Below are 15,117 nucleotides of genomic sequence, written 5' to 3' on the forward strand. Positions count from 1 at the left end.
CCACAACCTGGGAAGACGAGGCGAACGCCGAGATAGCCCCCCCGAATCGGGCTGCCACGCCTGCCAGTCGTGAACTGGCCGGAGCCATCCGACGAGCATGAACGCGAGGACCAATGGTTCGGGCTCCACTGGAAGACCCGGACCCTGGTGAACTGGGCGGCCGGACGCCCGTTCGCCTGGGTCGACGACGAGATCACCGACGCCGATCGAGACTGGGTCTCCACGCACCATAGCGGCCGGGCACTCCTGCACCACGTGGAGTCATTCCGAGGACTCGCCGACGAAGACTTCGCAGCCCTCGATCAATGGCTTCGAGCTCTGTGAATCACCCGCAATCCACAGGATTTGACAATTGCTCAGAGTGGGGGGGGAGTGTGTGACTCCGGGCTTCTGCTGTTAGCCAGGTCAGAAGGCAGATTTGGGCGAGGGTCATTGGAAGTTGGTGGGTCCGATGTCACCCATTCCACCTCCTTCTGTTGACGAAATGTTGATTCGCTGAGTCTCTAAAAAGGGCCACCGGGCAGGGGAAAGACGGACTTGTCCGAAGATCGGCGGTCAACGGTCCCGAGCACAACCCGAGGGTAAGCAATCAGAAGGTTCTGTGACGCTGCGTGATACGCGCTGATCAGGCGTTGAGTGCGACGGGGGGGCATCCAGAGGTTGCCGGTGAAGGCGCGGTGGATCGCTTCGAAGGCACTCAGCCCGTGCTTGCGGGCACTGTCGAGGTAGGAGCGGACGGTCAGCCAGTGCGCGGCGCCGTCTTCGGATTGATGGCAGCCGGAGATCTTCACCTGGGTCTTGACCGGGCGGAGCGCGCGCTCGCCCGTGTTGTTCGTGAACGGCACCCAGCCGGGGAAGTCGGCGAAGCGCAGCACGTCAGCCGCCCGGTCTCGCAGGCGTTCCAGCAGGTTGCGGGCCGGGGCCTGTTTCCGTCCCGGCGCGCGGGGATGCAGCGACAGCCCGACCGCGATCCCGTGGTGGAAGGATTCGAGGTAGATCCGCGACCGCTCGGGCGGGATCTCGGTCAACCCACTCTCACGGGCCTTGACGGCCTGCTTGTTCAACTCGGCCAGCGCCCAGCGGATCTGTACCGGCCACCGCTGGCCGGGATGGTCCTCTGCCGCGGCGGTCAGCTCTCTGACCAGGTGGGCACCGCACAGTTGATGCCTGGCGTGCGGGTAGCCGTTGTAGAGCGACAGCGAGTCGTGCACCAGCACCCCGCGGAACTCGGGCAGAATGCCGAGGGAGTTGGCACCCTGGCGGGAGCGTTCGCCCAGACCGAGCAGGGTCAAGGTGTTCGTGCAGGCCACGTGCAGCCAGCGCCGCCCGGCCCCGATCCGGGTGGTGGTCTCATCGACATGCAGCACGTGCGCCAGCGTCAGGAGCGCGCGGATCACCTTGATGCCGTCGGCGACCAGGGTGGCGGCCTCGGCCAGGATCGACGACACCCAGCCCGGCGAGACCCGGGCTCCGGTGACGTCAGCGATCAACTGGGCGCAGCGTTCCACCGGCACGTGCTGGAACACCAGCAGATAGGCGGCCAGTGCTCGCAGATTCGGCCCGTACGACGATGGCGCGCCTGCCACCGTCTCGGGCATGTCCGCGCTGGTGAGGCGGCCGCACCCGCCGCATCGGCACCGATGCGCGCGGTGCTCGGTCACCGTGACGGTGGCCAGGGGAATGTCGCGGACCTGGCGGCGCGAATAGCCCACGCTGTCGGTGGCCGACAGCTCCTTCCCGCATCCGCCACAGGCGGCCGGGACGTGGTCTTCGACCTCGTCGGGGGTATCGACCATGGCCAGGCCGCTTCCCGGTGCTCCGGGCTGGCGGCCCCGTTTGCGCCCGCTCTTGGCCGTCGGCTTTTTGTCCGGCCGGACGAAGGTGTCACTGGACGGCGGCAGCGAGGAGTTCCCCGAGTTGCGGCCCTGCCTGCGTTCCAGCTCGGCGACCCGCGCGGTCAGCCGCTCAACCGTCGCTTCCAGCTGCGCGATCGTCTCCCGCTGAGCCTCGATCGTGGCCATCTGCCGGACCACCAACGCGGCCAGCTCGTCATACGACGGGCGGCGATCCGGGGTCTTCGGCACCCAAAGATCATCCCACCGCGCGGGCGGTGCTCACACCATGATCGCGAACCTCTGAATGCCTACACCCGAGGGAAGTCCTGCAACCTCCGTGGAGGCCCGCCGAAGTGTCGAGAGCTTGCGCGCCGAAGGCATCCCCATCTTGCTCGGCCTAGGTCAGTTCGAGCCGCGCCCATCCGGCCCGCTGTACCGGGGCCGCGCCGCCTATTTCTTATCCGGCACACTGATGACGACTTTGCCACGGGTGAGGTCGGCGCGGTCAGCCGGTGGTGCGCCGTCCGTTTCGTCGTCGCGGAGCATCGATTCTGCTTGCTGCTGTTCCAGCTGTATCCGTTTCGTGCTTTGGAAGGCGGCCGTGAACTCATCGAATCCGGGGGACGCCAAGGAGCGGCCGGATCGCTTCACCCCGGCTGCCCACTTCCACAGGCGTTCAAGCAGGGCCACGATGATCAGCAGACACGCCACCAGTTCCATGTGCTCACACCGCCTGGTCGCTGGTGGCCAAGTAGCAGTGGAGTGAGGTCCTGGGGGTGCCGGTCTTGGTGGCGATCTTGCCGAGGAAGGCGCCTCCCACCTTGAGGAGGCGAGAGTACTCGCTGGTCTGAGGTGTGGCAGCGGTCAGTGCATCGAGTTGGCGCTCTAGGGACTGACGAGTGGTCGAACCGCGGGCATACCCCAGGGTGACGCCGGCGCTGAGGTGGTGATCGGTTCCCATAATAGAACCGTACCGAGTTCATCGTTGTGACGCGCTTCTGGAACATGAATTGTGGAATGCCTTCCGGAACGGAGCATCCTGGGCGTCAGTGCCGAGTCTCGGACTCAAATCGGTCGTCCAGGGGCAGGGCTTCGACTACTGGCCCCAATCTCTAAAGGCGCTTCGGGTGCTTCGCATCGGCGCCGACTGCTCTGCTCTCTGACGTTGCTACTTCGGCGGCCAACCACGGTCGGGACCGCCCTGGTTTACGCCGTCCACCGTCGATCCCACGACAGGCGCCGTCTCTCGCCGTCGTCCTCGGCGGTATATACGTCGCCCAAGCCCTCGGCTGACCGGACACCCATGGCGCAGTCGCGCACATCTCTCAGTCCCTGAGCACCTCACATCACGTGACAGTAACGATGTGATCTTGAGTGTGATCGGTGGCCGCTCCTATCCGTTGCACGGGTCGGATGACTTGTCGGTGAGAGGAGTAGGCGATGCGCAGGCTTGTTTGGATGGCGATGGCGGTCTTGACCATGGTGGCCGCTTTGGTTCCGGGATCCCGACCGATCTCGGCGACCGTCTTGGCTTCCCCTCCGGTCCAGCTCGTGGCAGCTGATTCGATGTTGTCGCTGCCGAGCCCGGCTGGCCAACATCAGGTGGGCACGGTGTCGCTCCATCTGGTGGACAGCGCCCGGCGCGATCCCTGGGTCTCTTCGCATCCGTTGCGAGAGCTGATGGTGCAGTTGTGGTATCCGGCCGCACATACCGCGGGGTTTCCTCGAGCTCGCTACATTCCTGCGCTGGCCGGGCGGCTGTTGGACGCGCAGACGGCGCAAGCGCTGGGCACATCGGTGCCGGCCGGGACCTTGAGGAGCCCCCAGTCTTCCGGACACGGTGCCCAGTAGGGTGCTGACTGATCTGGAAGGAACGGGTACGTGGCAGGAAAGAACTACGCCCAGGAGTTTAAGGACGAAGTCGTCAAAGCTGTCTTGGACGATCAGGTGACGATCGGGCAGGCCGCGAAGGATTTCGGGGTTTCACGGGAGACCGTACGGAACTGGGTGAGCAAGGAAAAGCGTCGCCGGTCGGGGAACACCGAGCAGGCGCGGGATGCCGCGGAGCGAGCGCGGGTCCGTGAGATGGAGCGTCGGATCGCCGAGCTCGAACAAGAGAACGCCTTCCTAAAAAAATGTGCCGCCTTCTTCGCGAAAGAGCAGCGGTAAGCGAGCGGTACACGCTCGTCCGTGCGGAGGAGGCCGACTTTCCCGTGGCCATGATGTGCCGTCTTCTCCATGTGTCGACCTCGGGATACTACGAATGGAAGGATCGCCCGCCGTCGGTCACCGAACAACGCCGACGCGAGCTCGCGGAAAGAATTCAGGAAATCTTCGACGAATCGGGCCGTACCTACGGCTACCGGCGGGTGCACGCTGAGCTGCTGCGCTCGGGCCAGGTGGTCGACGACGAGCTGGTGCGCCGGCTCATGCGGCAGATGGGGCTGGTTCCGGTGCAGGTCAAGCGGCGTCGTGGGCTCACCGTGGCCGACGCGCAGGCCGATCCGATCGCTGACCTGGTCGGGCGGGACTTCACCGCGTCGGCGCCCGGCGCCAAGATGGTCGGCGACATCACACAGATCGACACCGGCGAGGGGCCGCTGTTCTTGGCCACGGTCGTCGATTGTTTCTCCAAGTCGGTTATCGGGTGGTCGATCGATATGCGCTATCCGGCGAGTTTGGTGTGCGCGGCGATCGAGATGGCCGCGCAGCGCATTCCTCTTCCGGTGGATGCGATATTCCATTCTGACAGGGGAAGCCATTACACCTCGGCTGAGTTCGGGCAGGTACTCGAAAGGCGCGGGATTCGGAGGTCGGTGGGGAGAACCGGGATATGTTTCGACAACGCGATGGCTGAATCGTTCTTTGGAAAGCTGAAGACCGAGCTGGTGCACCATCGGTCGTTCGCCACCCGCGCGGAAGCGCGTCGTGCCGTCATTCGGTACATCGAGGGCTTCTACAACTCCAGGAGGCTGCACTCCGCGTTGGGATACAGACCTCCCGTCGAAGTGCTCGATGAATGGCTGACGAATAGCACGGCGGCGTGATATGATTCATTTACTCCGGTGTCCGGAAAATGCGGGGCTCGTCACCTTTCATGAGCTGCGGACGCATTCCTATCAAGGCGCGCCGGTTGCTCGCCCGGGCAAGGCAGGCTGGCCGATCATCGTGTTCTCTCCAGGTGATGGGATGAATCGTTCGTCACTGAGTCATTGTCAGCAACCGGCGTTCACGCTGGGTGACAGCTGCTTGTGAGCTTGCTCCCGGTGGAAGAGGACGAGCGCCGCGGCGACGATACCGCCGATCTTCCAAGGGCACTTGCTGACGTTCCGCAGTGCCTTGAACCGCATCTTGAGCTGGGCGTTCGCTCGTTCGGCGAGGGCTCGGAGCGCACCGTGGACCTTGTTGTACTGGATCTGATCGTCGGTGAGTGTGCCACCCCGAGACCTCTTGTACGGCAGGCGAAACCCCATACCCGCATCGACGTAGCCGAGGTCGGCCAACGTGATCAGCCCGTCCTCGGCGGCCTTGGCCAGCGGGTCGAGGAGGCCGTGCAGGCGGGCACAGGTGAGATCGTGTTCACGGCCGGGCCGTACCTCAGAAGTCCACAGCGGGTCGCCGCCGGGGCTGGACAGGACCTGAATGTTGCCGCCGTGCTGCTTGTGTTTTCCACTCCACCACAGGTCGGCGCCGTTCGGGCCCAGGGCGCGGCAGCGGTCGGTTTCGATCAGCGTGCCATCCAGATGCAGGTGGGTGTAGCCGGCGGCCTTCGCCGCCGTGAGCGCCTCCTGTAGCGTCGGCGCCTGGGCCTTCAATACGGTGACCCCTTCTTCGACGTACCGATCGCAGGTCGCGTGCGAGATGGCGTTATCGGCGGCCGGCCGGGCGATCCGAGCGCCGTCCACCAGCCAGCGGATGATCAGAACGGCCTGCTTGAACTCGCCCAGCGCCCGAGTGCCCGCGCGGGTGCGGCGCCGTACCCGCTCGGCGCGCAACAGCCCGGCCAGAAACAGCACAACCTCGCGCGGCATGTCCAACTCGGCTGTGTAGGTGATACTGGAGGTCACGTGAAGCCCTTGTGTGCGGTGCGGTGGATCCTTCGACAAGACCCACCCCTACCAGGGGCTTCACGCTTTTCTCTACTTGATCACTCCCACGCCCGCCGTGATCGGCTACACACGGTCATCGACCGTTGCTGACAACGTCTCACTGACGAGCCTCGCGGAGGATCTGGCCAGTCATGGATTCGTCGTGGCGGGCATCGACCACACCCACGATTCGGGGCAGGTCGAGTTCCCCGGGGGCAGGGTCGAAGTCGCCCAGTCCATCCCGCCTGACAGCGCGGACCAGGAGACTCTGGTACGCACCGCTGACGCCAGATTCGTGCTCGACCAAATCGCCCGGCTGAACACCGGTAACAATCCCGATGTCGATCACCAGCGTCTGCCCGCCTTCCGTCACACCCTCAACCTGGCCCGGGTAGGGATGTTCGGCCACTCCCACGGTGCTGAGGCCACCGCCGAGACCATGCTGCAAGACCACCGCATCACCGCGGGAGCAGGATTGGACGGAGGCGTCAGCGACCGTGTCGCCACCGCCGGGCTGAACACCCCCTTCATGGTCATCAGCGGCAACTCCTCGGCGGGCCATCCCATGACCGAAGAGAACCTGACCACCCTGTGGCCGCATCTGACCGGCTGGAGCCGCTGGCTCAGGCTTCGCGGTACCGGCCACCTAGCCTTCACCGACTTCGAAACCTTCGCCCCCCAACTCAACACCCCACCGGCCACACGACAAGCGCTGTTCGGGACGCTCGCCCCGGAACGCGCCGTCACCATCGAGCGAAAATACCTCCTCGCGTTCTTCATCGAACAGCTCGACCATCACCATCAGCGGCTCCTGGACAGGCCCTCCGGGCGCTACCCCGAGATGATTTTCGAACGTTGATGATCGGGGACGTTCCCAGCTCACGCTCACTTCAAGGCCAGCTCCGCGACCTCCGCGACCGGGTCACGAGAAGACCGCCGCCGGCCCACGGCCCCGGCATGTTGAGGATTTGATCGGGTTTGATTCTTTGCGTGTGACCGGTGCCGACCTTCGCGGCCGGTAATCTCTGCCCCAATCCGGGCATGAGAGGGGGCACGACTCCCCAAGATCGGGGTTCTCACACCAACCGATCTCCAGGGGGAATCGTGCCCGCTGCCGCCCTATCATCGCCGACCAGCCCCGCCCGAGGTGCCGGCTTGGGTCATGACGTGCCATCCGGTCGTGGTGGTGAGGGCGGGCTGAGGGCGCGATTCCGGGTTATCTGTGACAAACGGGCCGTCTACAACACGCTGCATTCCCTGGAGTCGATTTTGGCGGTGGCCGCGTTCGGTACGGCGACGGTGGGAGGGGACACGGTGACCGCGATCAGCCACTGGGCCGATGATGCCCCGCAGGAGATCTTGGCCGGGCTGGGGTGCAGGCGCGATCCGTTCACCGGTCGGCACTATCCGCCCAGCGAACGCACCCTGCGCCGGGTCCTGGCCCAGACCGACGGGGACGAGCTGGACCGGCAGACCTGCTCCTACCTGGCCGGCGGCCACGACGTCCGCGATCTGTCGGCACCGGGCCACGGGGAACGGGCCGGAGAGCGGGACGGGGGCGATGGCCGGGAAATTCCCGCCGAGCTCCGCGTCGGTCAGGGCTGTGAGCGTGAGGGGCGCCGGGCCGCTCAGCGGACGCGGGAGCGTCCTCGGCCTGCGGGGATGCTGGAGGCAGGCGCGGCTGACGGCAAGACCGTGCGCGGCGCGGGCCATGGGCAGGCGAGCGCACCGCAACTGCTGTCGTTGCTGCATCACCGCCGTGGCGTGGTGCTGGGTCAGCGGCAGATCGCCGACAAAACCAACGAGGTGCCCGAGCTCGCGCCCCTGCTGGCCGACGCCTTGTGCGGCAGCGACGTGGCCGTTATCACCGCGGATGCGTTGCACACCGCCCGCGAAAGCGCCCGGCAGATCAGCGAGGACTTCGGCTGCTACTACGTGCTTGTCCTCAAGGAGAACCAGCCCAGTCTCCTGGCCGCGGCCCAGGCCCGGCTCGCCCCTGGAACGGATGCAGACCACGAGCGGGCCGGCACCGGGCACACCGAGGCCGACCGAGGCCACGGCCGCATCGAAAGCCGCACCATCCGCACCGCGCTCGCCATCGGTCTGGACTTCCCGCACGCCGCACAGCTCTTCCGGATCGTGCGACACGTCGCCGACCTGGACGGCCACGGCACCAGCAAAGAGGTGGCCTACGGGATCACCAACGCGCCCCCGGACGTGGCCGGTCCCGCGCATCTGAGCACCTACGTTCGCCAGCACTGGAGCGTGGAAAATTCCGAGCACTACGTCCGAGATCGCACCTTCCACGAGGACGACTGCCAGGCCAGAACCGGACAGCTGCCTCACGTCCTGGCCACCCTACGCAACCTGGTCATCAGTACGTTTCGTCAACGCGGTCATGTCAACATCGCGCACGCCCGCAGGCATTACACCCACGTCCCACAACGACTCCTCACGCTGTTCACCCTGTGAACGCGGTATCAATCGGACCAGCCACACTCAAATCCTCAACATGCCGGGGCCGTGGCCGCCGGCCAGCATTTAGTAGCGCCTCGTAGTCATTGCCGGGGGGTATCACTCCTTACACACTTGGAGAGACACCCCCCGGCGAGCGAGGCCGATGCTCAGGGCAGGTCAGTCACGGTTCACGTCGTCGCCGCAGGACACCCGCCACTCCGAGTCCAGCAATCAAGGTGACCACGCCGGTGGCGAACCAGCCGAGTGACCCACCGGTGATGGGTTGACATTCCGCGACGCACAGGATGGGCCCTAGCCGTACCAGGTCGGCCCCCTGAAGGATCCACAACAGTCCCGGCAGGATCAGGAGCATTCCCGCGACCACCCTCGCGGTCTTGCGCCATGTCACGGCCACACCACCCAGTGCTCGGTGCGAGCCCGGGCGTTGGCCAGGGGCCCCGTAGCCGGCGCCGCACCTGGAGGGCGACGGGCGGCGGCCGAACCCCGGTCTAGGTCGTCAAGGTCGGGGTGGGAGATGGCGATGGTGAAGTCCTGGACGGGTACCACGTCGGACGGGTTGTGCTTGGTCATGGCGCTCCGTTCGGCTACAATAAAAGTATTCAAGGAACCTTATAAGGTGAGGTTATAAAGTGCCCGAAGAACCTGCAAGTGGGGTGCCGTACCTGCCACAGCTCATCAGCCAGGCGTTGAACCTGGTCATGGACGACCTGCTCCACCACCTCGTCGAGACCGGTCATGGGGACCTGCGCCCCACCCACTGCCTCAACGTCTTCCGGTTCATGGACTGCGACGGCACCCGGCCCAGCGAGCTGGCCCGTCGAGCCGGGATGACCCCTCAGGCGATGAGCGAACTCGTGGGTTACCTGGAACGATGCGACTACGTCCGACGTGTCCCCGATCCCTCGGACGGCCGCGGCCGCATCGTCGTCTACGCCGACCGTGGGACCCACGCCGCTGAGGTCGCCACCACCTTCTTCGCCGACATGGATGTCCGCTGGGGCGACATTGTCGGACGCGACCGGCTCCAGGACGTCAAGTCCGCCCTCGCCGACATCCTCGGCGCCTCCTCACCTCACGGCGCCGACACACCCAAGGCCTCAGTGCTATGACTCGGTCCACCGGGACACTTGTCCGCTACTGGGACCGGCAAGCACCCACCTATGACACGAGAATGGCTGCGGTCGAACGCCGGTTCTTCGCCGACAGCCGACGCTGGGTCTGCGGCCGGGCCCGCGGCGCCACCCTGGAGATCGCCATCGGCACCGGGGCCAACCTCTCCCACTATCCCGACGAGGTCGACCTGACCGGGATCGACTGGAGCCCTGCCATGCTCCTCGTCGCACGCGGCCAGGGGGACCGGATCCACCGGCGCGTCACGCTCCACCAGGCCGACGCCACCGCCCTGCCGTTCCCTTCGGAGACGTTCGACACTGTCGTCAGCACCTTCGCCCTGTGCTGCATTCCCGACGAACGTGCCGCCCTCATCGAGGCGCTCCGCGTGCTGCGGCCCGGAGGGCGTCTGCTGCTCACCGACCATGTCGCCGCCTCCTTCTGGCCGCTTCGTGTACTCCAGCACGCGGTGGACCTGGTCAGCGTCCCCCTGCAGGGCGAGCACTACACCCGCCGACCCGTCACCAAGCTGCGTGGACTCGGGGTCACCATCGAGGAGAACGAGCGGCTGACCATGGGCGCGATCGAACGCGTCCATGCCCGAAAGCATCACTGACCCGAGCGGACCCGCGGCCTCATGGACACGACAAGGACCGCGCAGACCGACAGCCGGCCACACCCCCGATGTGTAGAAGGCGCCGGCAACAAGATAATCGGGTGTTGCATAACCCGATCCCCTAACGGGATACCAGCGCGGTCACCGGCGTGAAAGGGCCGAACCTCGCGACCAGGGCGCGCAGCGCCGTGGCGTAGGACCGGGCGGTGTTGGGGTTGACCTGGAAGCTGATCATGTGCCGGGCTGGCTCAGCGGTCAGGCGTTCGTGACGTAGATGTCACAGACGAGGTCGAGGGCCTCTTGCGGGCTGCCGGTGAACCAGATCTGCTCCTCATGGCCGTCCTTGCCGGCCGAATAGATGGCAAGGCCCCAGCGGTGGGCTGAGCCTCCGTAGCGCAGCCGCATCAGCGGCTGCATCTCACCGTCGGCCAACTCCCCCTCGACGTAGCCGAAGGACGCGCGGTAGCGCACATGGACAGCGGCCAGCTGAGGCCAGGCGTCCTTGGCGTGCGCACGAAGCCGCTGCGCCAGGGAGGTCTTGGTCGACTCGGGGATCGCGGGCATGAGGCACATCATGCCCCTCCGGCGTGTCATTGGCCCACCATCGACGCATCTCAGGGCATTGTCGAGCGGATCATCGCGAAGATCCCCCGGGCCGAGATCAAGGCCCGCTGCCGCTGCCACCCCACCCTGCCACCAGGAGCCGCCCGGACGATGCGGGTCAACCACACCTACGAACGAGGCGGCGCACTGGCTTACCTGGCCGCCTACGACGTCCACCGCGCCCGCGTATTCGGACACTGCGCGGCCAAGACCGGCATCGTGCCGTTCATGGACCTGGTCGAGCAGGTCATGACCACCGAGCCGTACGCCTCCGCACGCCGGGTGTTCTGGGTCGTCGACAACGGCTCCTCCCACCGCGGCAAAGCCGCCGCCGACCGGCTGACCAAGCGGTTCTCCAACGCCGTCATGGTGCACACGCCCGTATACGCATCCTGGTTGAACCAGATAGAGATCTTCTTCTCCATCGTGCAGCGCAAAGTTGTCACGCCCAACGACTTCACCAGCCTTGACCAGGTCGAAGACCGGCTCATCGCCTTCGAGTGGCGTTACAACGCGACCGCCCGGCCGTTCAGATGGAAGTTCACCCCGGCCGCCCTCGAGGACCTGCTGGCCCGGATCGAGCGACACGAACAGAAGGAGCCGAACCTCCAGCAGCACGATGACTGCGACCATCAGCCAGCCGTGCTGGACCCTGCCGCATAACCCCCGAAGGATTTACGGCGCAGGACATTAGCTAGTCCGCCGTTTCGGCTTCATGATGGGACATATCGTGGCAGCCTGTCACGGGGGCGCTAGTCACGGGGGGCATCGGCATGGCCGTGGAGCGGCAACGGGATGACCTTGCCGGGCTCTTGTCGGAGTTGAAGCAGCGCAGCGGCCTGAGCTATGCGGAGTTGGCCCGGCGGACCTACACCAGTAGCTCCGCGCTGCATCGCTACTGCACCGGGCGTGGCAACCCGCCGGACTACCAACTGGTGGCGAAGATCGGTCAGGCATGCGGCGCCTCCGGCGAGGAGCTGAACGACCTGCTACGCCGGTGGCGGTGCTCGACCGGGAAATCTCCGCAGCCGTCGCGACCGACGAAGGACCCGCCCGCCGTAAGGGCAAGCAGGCCACAGGCCGGTCGGCGCCACAGACGGTTGACGGTCGGAGCGCTCGCCGCGCTTGTCGTACTCACGTTCCTTCTGGTCCATTCGAGCGCGCCGGACACGACTGGTGTCGCGTCCACCGAACCGATTGCCGCTCTCTCCTGGGTGACGGATCCGGATCCGGTGCCCTCGGCACTGTTCGGCGTGACGATGAACAGCACCACCGGCGCGATGCCGTCGTTCAGGGTCGGCAGCGTGCGGTTGTGGGACAGCCACACGCGCTGGGCGAACCTGCAGCCGCAGCGGGACCGCTTCGATTGGGCCACGCTCGACAGGCTGGTCGACGGTGCGCGGCACGCGGGCCTGCCCGCGCTGTTCGTGCTGGGCGGTACGCCGCAGTGGGCAGCACCGAACTCGCCGAAAGGCGCCTACCCTGACGGTTCGCGAACCGCGCCGCCGGACGACCTGGCCGACTGGGACCGATTCGTCCGTGCTCTCGTCGAGCGATATCGGGGCAGGCTGGACGCATACGAGTTGTGGGCCTATGCCACCGACCCGAGGTTCTACTCTGGGTCGGTCGACACTCTGGCGGAGATGACGCGAAGGGCAGCGACGATTGTGCGTTCCGCCGACCCCGACGCCGTCATCGTGTGCCCCTCCATGGGACATCTGTGGCAGGCCAAGGGGCGTGACATCCTGCGCAGGTTCGCCGAGCTGGGAGGCTATGAGCACTGCGACGCCGCCGGCGTGAAGCTGCACCAGCGCCACGCCGCCGACCCGCCGGAGACACTCGTGCGGCTGCTCACCGAGATTGACAGCACCATGCACGCGGCCGGCGTCCATCCCGCGCTGTGGAATACGGGCACCACGTATGACATCCCGCTGCAGGGCTCGCTCGATCGGCGACGCTCCGTCGACTACGCGATGCGTTTCTATCTCGCCGGGCTCTACGGCAGAGAATTCGGCCTGGCGCGGATGTATTTCTACAACTGGGGATCCGGCCGGCTACCGCTGGTGCTGCAGGCGGAGGGGACCCCGCCGACCGGGGCGGGACTCGCGGTGGAGACGCTCCAGCGGTGGCTGGTCGGGACCCGGCTGCAATCCTGCGGGCAGGGGCTTCCCGCAGGATTGCCCGGCAACGCGTGGCAGTGTGAGTTCATCGACGAGGCGGACCGCCGATTGATCGTCCGCTGGACCCATACGGGTACGGCGGACACCGCTGCGGGCCCCGGTGTCGAATCACTCACCGGCATCGACGGCACGACCACAGCGCTGCGACCCGGCGACTCGATTCGGGTGACCGAGACGCCCTTGCTGATCACGCATCGGGCCGATGATGCCGTCCCGCGCTCGGGACGAAATGGCTGGTAGTCGCGTGTACAGATGTCCCACCACGACACGGGACGATGAACCGCTTGTCACTCGTGGCCGCTGCCGGAGACGGTGGTGGAGGCATCGCAACTGCGGTGCCGAACACGGCAAGGGGTGGTTGGCATGAACCGATGGGGGTCGGCCGCTGTCACGGCTTTGGCTTCGGTCGTCGCACTGTCCGTTGGGCCCGCGGCACATGCTGAAATGACAGAAGATCGAGAGTTCGCCGCGGCGAGCAAGTGTGCATCAGGACCGTGGTATCCGGATTACCTCTACACCTTCGGCTCTCCCTACAGCTTTACGTTCGGATCGACCAAGGTGAAGCATTCACAGCTTCGTATCTCGGACAAGAACGCTGCCACGGTAACGACCAAGTGGAAGGGAATGAAGATCTACCTGGAGCGCACCGACGGGCGGATCTGCGGACCGAAGACGGTGGTCTCGCAAGGGGACGGCACCTACTTCGCGGGGGTCCAGTACCTGTCCAATCCTGGACACGGTGTCCGGGCGTGCGTCAAGTACCGTACCGGCGACGTCAAATGCGGCAAGTGGAAGAAGGAATAGCCGCAGTATACGGAGGCGAGGCACCCGGCGCGCCGGGTGCCTCGCCTCCCGTTCACGCGGCGTCACGTGATCAGGAGGGTGGCCAGCGCTGGGCCGAAGGCGCCACTCGCCAAGGGTGGGATCCGCTTGGAGCTGGATCACTATCTGGAGACGCTGGCCCACAAGCCCGGCGCCTTGCCCGGGGCCACCGCGTTGGAGCAGGCTCGCGCGGCGGGCACGTTTGAGGGCGAGTAAGGATGTCAACGAACCGTGAGCACGATGCTGACCGACCACTCGGAAGCGACGATCGTCCATGATGGAGTGGTGGGCGCCGGCAAGAACGAGGGACCGCGCGGATCGGCCGCGACTTCGAACGTTCACGCCCGAATACAAGCAGGCGGTCCTCACCGAGTACGACGCGCTGACCGAGCCGGGCGCGCGAGGCGCGCTGCTGCGCCGCGAGGGGCCTGTACTCCTCGCACCTGGTCGAGTGGCGGCGAGCGGCCGATGCCGGGGCGCTGGACGGGCTGGCCAAGACCGGTAAACGCCCGCGTAAGAGCAGTGAGCAGGCCGAGATCGACCGGCTGCGGCGCCAGGTAGAGGCGCTGCAGGCCGAGCCGGCCCACAAGGATGCCGCCACATAACCCCCGAAGGATTTACGGCGCAGACCACTTAGCTTGCGATTTAACGTCACTCTCGGTGTTCGTTGCCGGTCGTTACGGTCTTTCGGTAGGGCGGACGCTTGTCCTTCGGCCGGTTCCTTGATCCTTTTGGGCGTCCGGGTCCGGGTCGGGTGAGTTTCGGTGAGCCGGCGGGCGTCCCCAATTTCGCACGGAGACGGCGAAAGCCGAGGCGGACCCGGTACGGGCTGAGCGGCCTTCCCGGTTCGGGGCGTGGATGCCAGGGGCGGCGCAGGTCATCGACGTGCGGGCTGGCCAGCCGGAGTTGGGCGTAGGCGGCCATGATCAGATGCATCCAGCGGTCGGTGGCCTGCGCGGAGGAAAGGTGGGCGCGGGCCATACCCAGGTAGACCTTGGCGAACCGGTGGAAATGCTCTTGGTCGAAGCGACGCAGGTAGGCCTTCCACAGCAGATCCACCAGATCCAGATCGACCTCGACGGGCCCGGCATGCCACAGCCAGAGATCTTTGGTGGGCTTGCGGCCGTCGGGCAGCCGGTCCACGACGATCTGCAGGACGGTACCGCGCACGATGGGCAGCCGCTCATCGGCGGGGTGACCGGCCCAGCGACCGGTGCGGGTGAGCTTTTGATGCAGGCCCTTCCACCCGGGTTCGACAGATCATCGGGCTTTCGGGGACATTATGGATCTGTACGTGCAGGTCACAGGCCGCACGGCTAGCGGAAACAACGAAATCGCCTAGTGACACGCTTTCGCTCTAAGATGGCTATTTACGCGGGGATATA

General features: G+C 66.0%; 19 protein-coding genes. 11 read left to right on the forward strand and 8 right to left on the reverse strand.

Annotated elements, in window-relative coordinates; all coding sequences use genetic code 11:
* Positions 1-69: 69 nt before the first annotated feature.
* Positions 70-324, forward strand: coding sequence for a hypothetical protein (locus FHR32_RS37575; RefSeq protein ID WP_246466180.1), 255 nt, complete (start codon positions 70-72; stop codon positions 322-324).
* Between the two features lie 179 nt (positions 325-503).
* On the opposite strand, the gene tnpC is transcribed toward FHR32_RS37575, so the two are convergent.
* The 3 genes from tnpC to FHR32_RS43615 all read right to left on the reverse strand — a co-directional run bounded on the left by tnpC (position 504) and on the right by FHR32_RS43615 (position 2,796).
* Positions 504-2,084 (reverse strand): IS66 family transposase, encoded by a 1,581-nt coding sequence (gene tnpC / locus FHR32_RS37580; protein WP_184759238.1) that lies wholly within the window; start codon positions 2,082-2,084, stop codon positions 504-506.
* Positions 2,085-2,285: 201 nt separating this feature from the next.
* Complete coding sequence (locus FHR32_RS37585; protein ID WP_184759239.1) at positions 2,286-2,555, reverse strand: DUF6191 domain-containing protein; 270 nt, start codon at positions 2,553-2,555, stop codon at positions 2,286-2,288.
* Positions 2,556-2,559: 4 nt separating this feature from the next.
* A complete protein-coding gene (locus FHR32_RS43615; RefSeq protein ID WP_221466765.1) occupies positions 2,560-2,796 on the reverse strand; it encodes a hypothetical protein in 237 nt (78 codons plus the stop codon).
* 479 nt (positions 2,797-3,275) lie between these two features.
* Between FHR32_RS43615 and FHR32_RS37600 the strand changes: the two genes are divergently transcribed.
* From FHR32_RS37600 to FHR32_RS37610, 3 genes are read left to right on the forward strand one after another with little or no spacing between them, the layout of a single operon-like run.
* Entirely contained in the window at positions 3,276-3,686 is a 411-nt protein-coding gene (locus tag FHR32_RS37600; protein WP_184759240.1) for a hypothetical protein, read from the forward strand.
* A gap of 30 nt (positions 3,687-3,716) precedes the next feature.
* Positions 3,717-4,004: a transposase gene (locus tag FHR32_RS37605; protein WP_184755296.1), complete on the forward strand. Its 288-nt coding sequence runs from the start codon at positions 3,717-3,719 to the stop codon at positions 4,002-4,004.
* Positions 3,971-4,882 carry an IS3 family transposase gene (locus FHR32_RS37610; RefSeq protein ID WP_184759241.1) on the forward strand — a complete coding sequence of 304 codons (912 nt, stop codon included), beginning with the start codon at positions 3,971-3,973 and terminating at the stop codon, positions 4,880-4,882. The genes FHR32_RS37605 and FHR32_RS37610 overlap by 34 nt, the downstream gene beginning before the upstream one ends.
* A 168-nt stretch (positions 4,883-5,050) precedes the next feature.
* Here the strand turns inward: FHR32_RS37610 and FHR32_RS37615 are convergent, their stop codons facing one another.
* Positions 5,051-5,866, reverse strand: coding sequence for an HARBI1 family protein (locus FHR32_RS37615; RefSeq protein WP_184757841.1), 816 nt, complete (start codon positions 5,864-5,866; stop codon positions 5,051-5,053).
* A 133-nt stretch (positions 5,867-5,999) separates the two neighbouring features.
* Between FHR32_RS37615 and FHR32_RS37620 the strand changes: the two genes are divergently transcribed.
* Complete coding sequence (locus FHR32_RS37620; protein WP_184759242.1) at positions 6,000-6,782, forward strand: alpha/beta hydrolase family protein; 783 nt, start codon at positions 6,000-6,002, stop codon at positions 6,780-6,782.
* Between the two features lie 308 nt (positions 6,783-7,090).
* Positions 7,091-8,395, forward strand: a complete 1,305-nt coding sequence (locus FHR32_RS37625; protein ID WP_184752030.1) for an ISAs1 family transposase — start codon at positions 7,091-7,093, stop codon at positions 8,393-8,395.
* A 166-nt stretch (positions 8,396-8,561) separates the two neighbouring features.
* Here FHR32_RS37625 and FHR32_RS37630 read toward each other — a convergent pair whose 3' ends face one another.
* Both FHR32_RS37630 and FHR32_RS37635 read right to left on the reverse strand, forming a co-directional pair.
* Complete coding sequence (locus FHR32_RS37630; protein WP_221466766.1) at positions 8,562-8,789, reverse strand: hypothetical protein; 228 nt, start codon at positions 8,787-8,789, stop codon at positions 8,562-8,564.
* On the reverse strand, positions 8,786-8,971 hold the full coding sequence (locus tag FHR32_RS37635) for a hypothetical protein (protein WP_184759243.1): 186 nt from the start codon (positions 8,969-8,971) through the stop codon (positions 8,786-8,788). The genes FHR32_RS37630 and FHR32_RS37635 overlap by 4 nt, the downstream gene beginning before the upstream one ends.
* Positions 8,972-9,030: 59 nt before the next feature.
* On the opposite strand from FHR32_RS37635, the gene FHR32_RS45380 reads away from it, so the two are divergent.
* Entirely contained in the window at positions 9,031-9,510 is a 480-nt protein-coding gene (locus FHR32_RS45380; RefSeq protein WP_184759244.1) for a MarR family winged helix-turn-helix transcriptional regulator, read from the forward strand.
* 62 nt (positions 9,511-9,572) lie between these two features.
* Complete coding sequence (locus FHR32_RS37645; RefSeq protein ID WP_221466767.1) at positions 9,573-10,127, forward strand: class I SAM-dependent methyltransferase; 555 nt, start codon at positions 9,573-9,575, stop codon at positions 10,125-10,127.
* A 255-nt stretch (positions 10,128-10,382) separates the two neighbouring features.
* On the opposite strand, the gene FHR32_RS37650 is transcribed toward FHR32_RS37645, so the two are convergent.
* The gene (locus tag FHR32_RS37650) at positions 10,383-10,691 is read right to left on the reverse strand and encodes a hypothetical protein (RefSeq protein WP_184759246.1); all 309 of its coding nucleotides are present in this window, start codon (positions 10,689-10,691) and stop codon (positions 10,383-10,385) included.
* A 150-nt stretch (positions 10,692-10,841) separates the two neighbouring features.
* Between FHR32_RS37650 and FHR32_RS37655 the strand changes: the two genes are divergently transcribed.
* From FHR32_RS37655 to FHR32_RS37665, 3 genes are all read left to right on the forward strand, one after another.
* The gene (locus FHR32_RS37655; protein WP_221466769.1) at positions 10,842-11,393 is read left to right on the forward strand and encodes a transposase; all 552 of its coding nucleotides are present in this window, start codon (positions 10,842-10,844) and stop codon (positions 11,391-11,393) included.
* A 110-nt stretch (positions 11,394-11,503) separates the two neighbouring features.
* The gene (locus FHR32_RS37660; protein WP_184759247.1) at positions 11,504-13,150 is read left to right on the forward strand and encodes a helix-turn-helix domain-containing protein; all 1,647 of its coding nucleotides are present in this window, start codon (positions 11,504-11,506) and stop codon (positions 13,148-13,150) included.
* A gap of 123 nt (positions 13,151-13,273) precedes the next feature.
* Positions 13,274-13,714, forward strand: coding sequence for a hypothetical protein (locus FHR32_RS37665; RefSeq protein ID WP_184759248.1), 441 nt, complete (start codon positions 13,274-13,276; stop codon positions 13,712-13,714).
* Positions 13,715-14,383: 669 nt separating this feature from the next.
* Here the strand turns inward: FHR32_RS37665 and FHR32_RS37670 are convergent.
* Positions 14,384-14,902, reverse strand: a complete 519-nt coding sequence (locus FHR32_RS37670) for a hypothetical protein (protein WP_184759249.1) — start codon at positions 14,900-14,902, stop codon at positions 14,384-14,386.
* Between the last annotated feature and the right edge of the window lie 215 nt (positions 14,903-15,117).

It is taken from the genome of Streptosporangium album, from assembly GCF_014203795.1.
Lineage (GTDB): Bacteria > Actinomycetota > Actinomycetes > Streptosporangiales > Streptosporangiaceae > Streptosporangium > Streptosporangium album.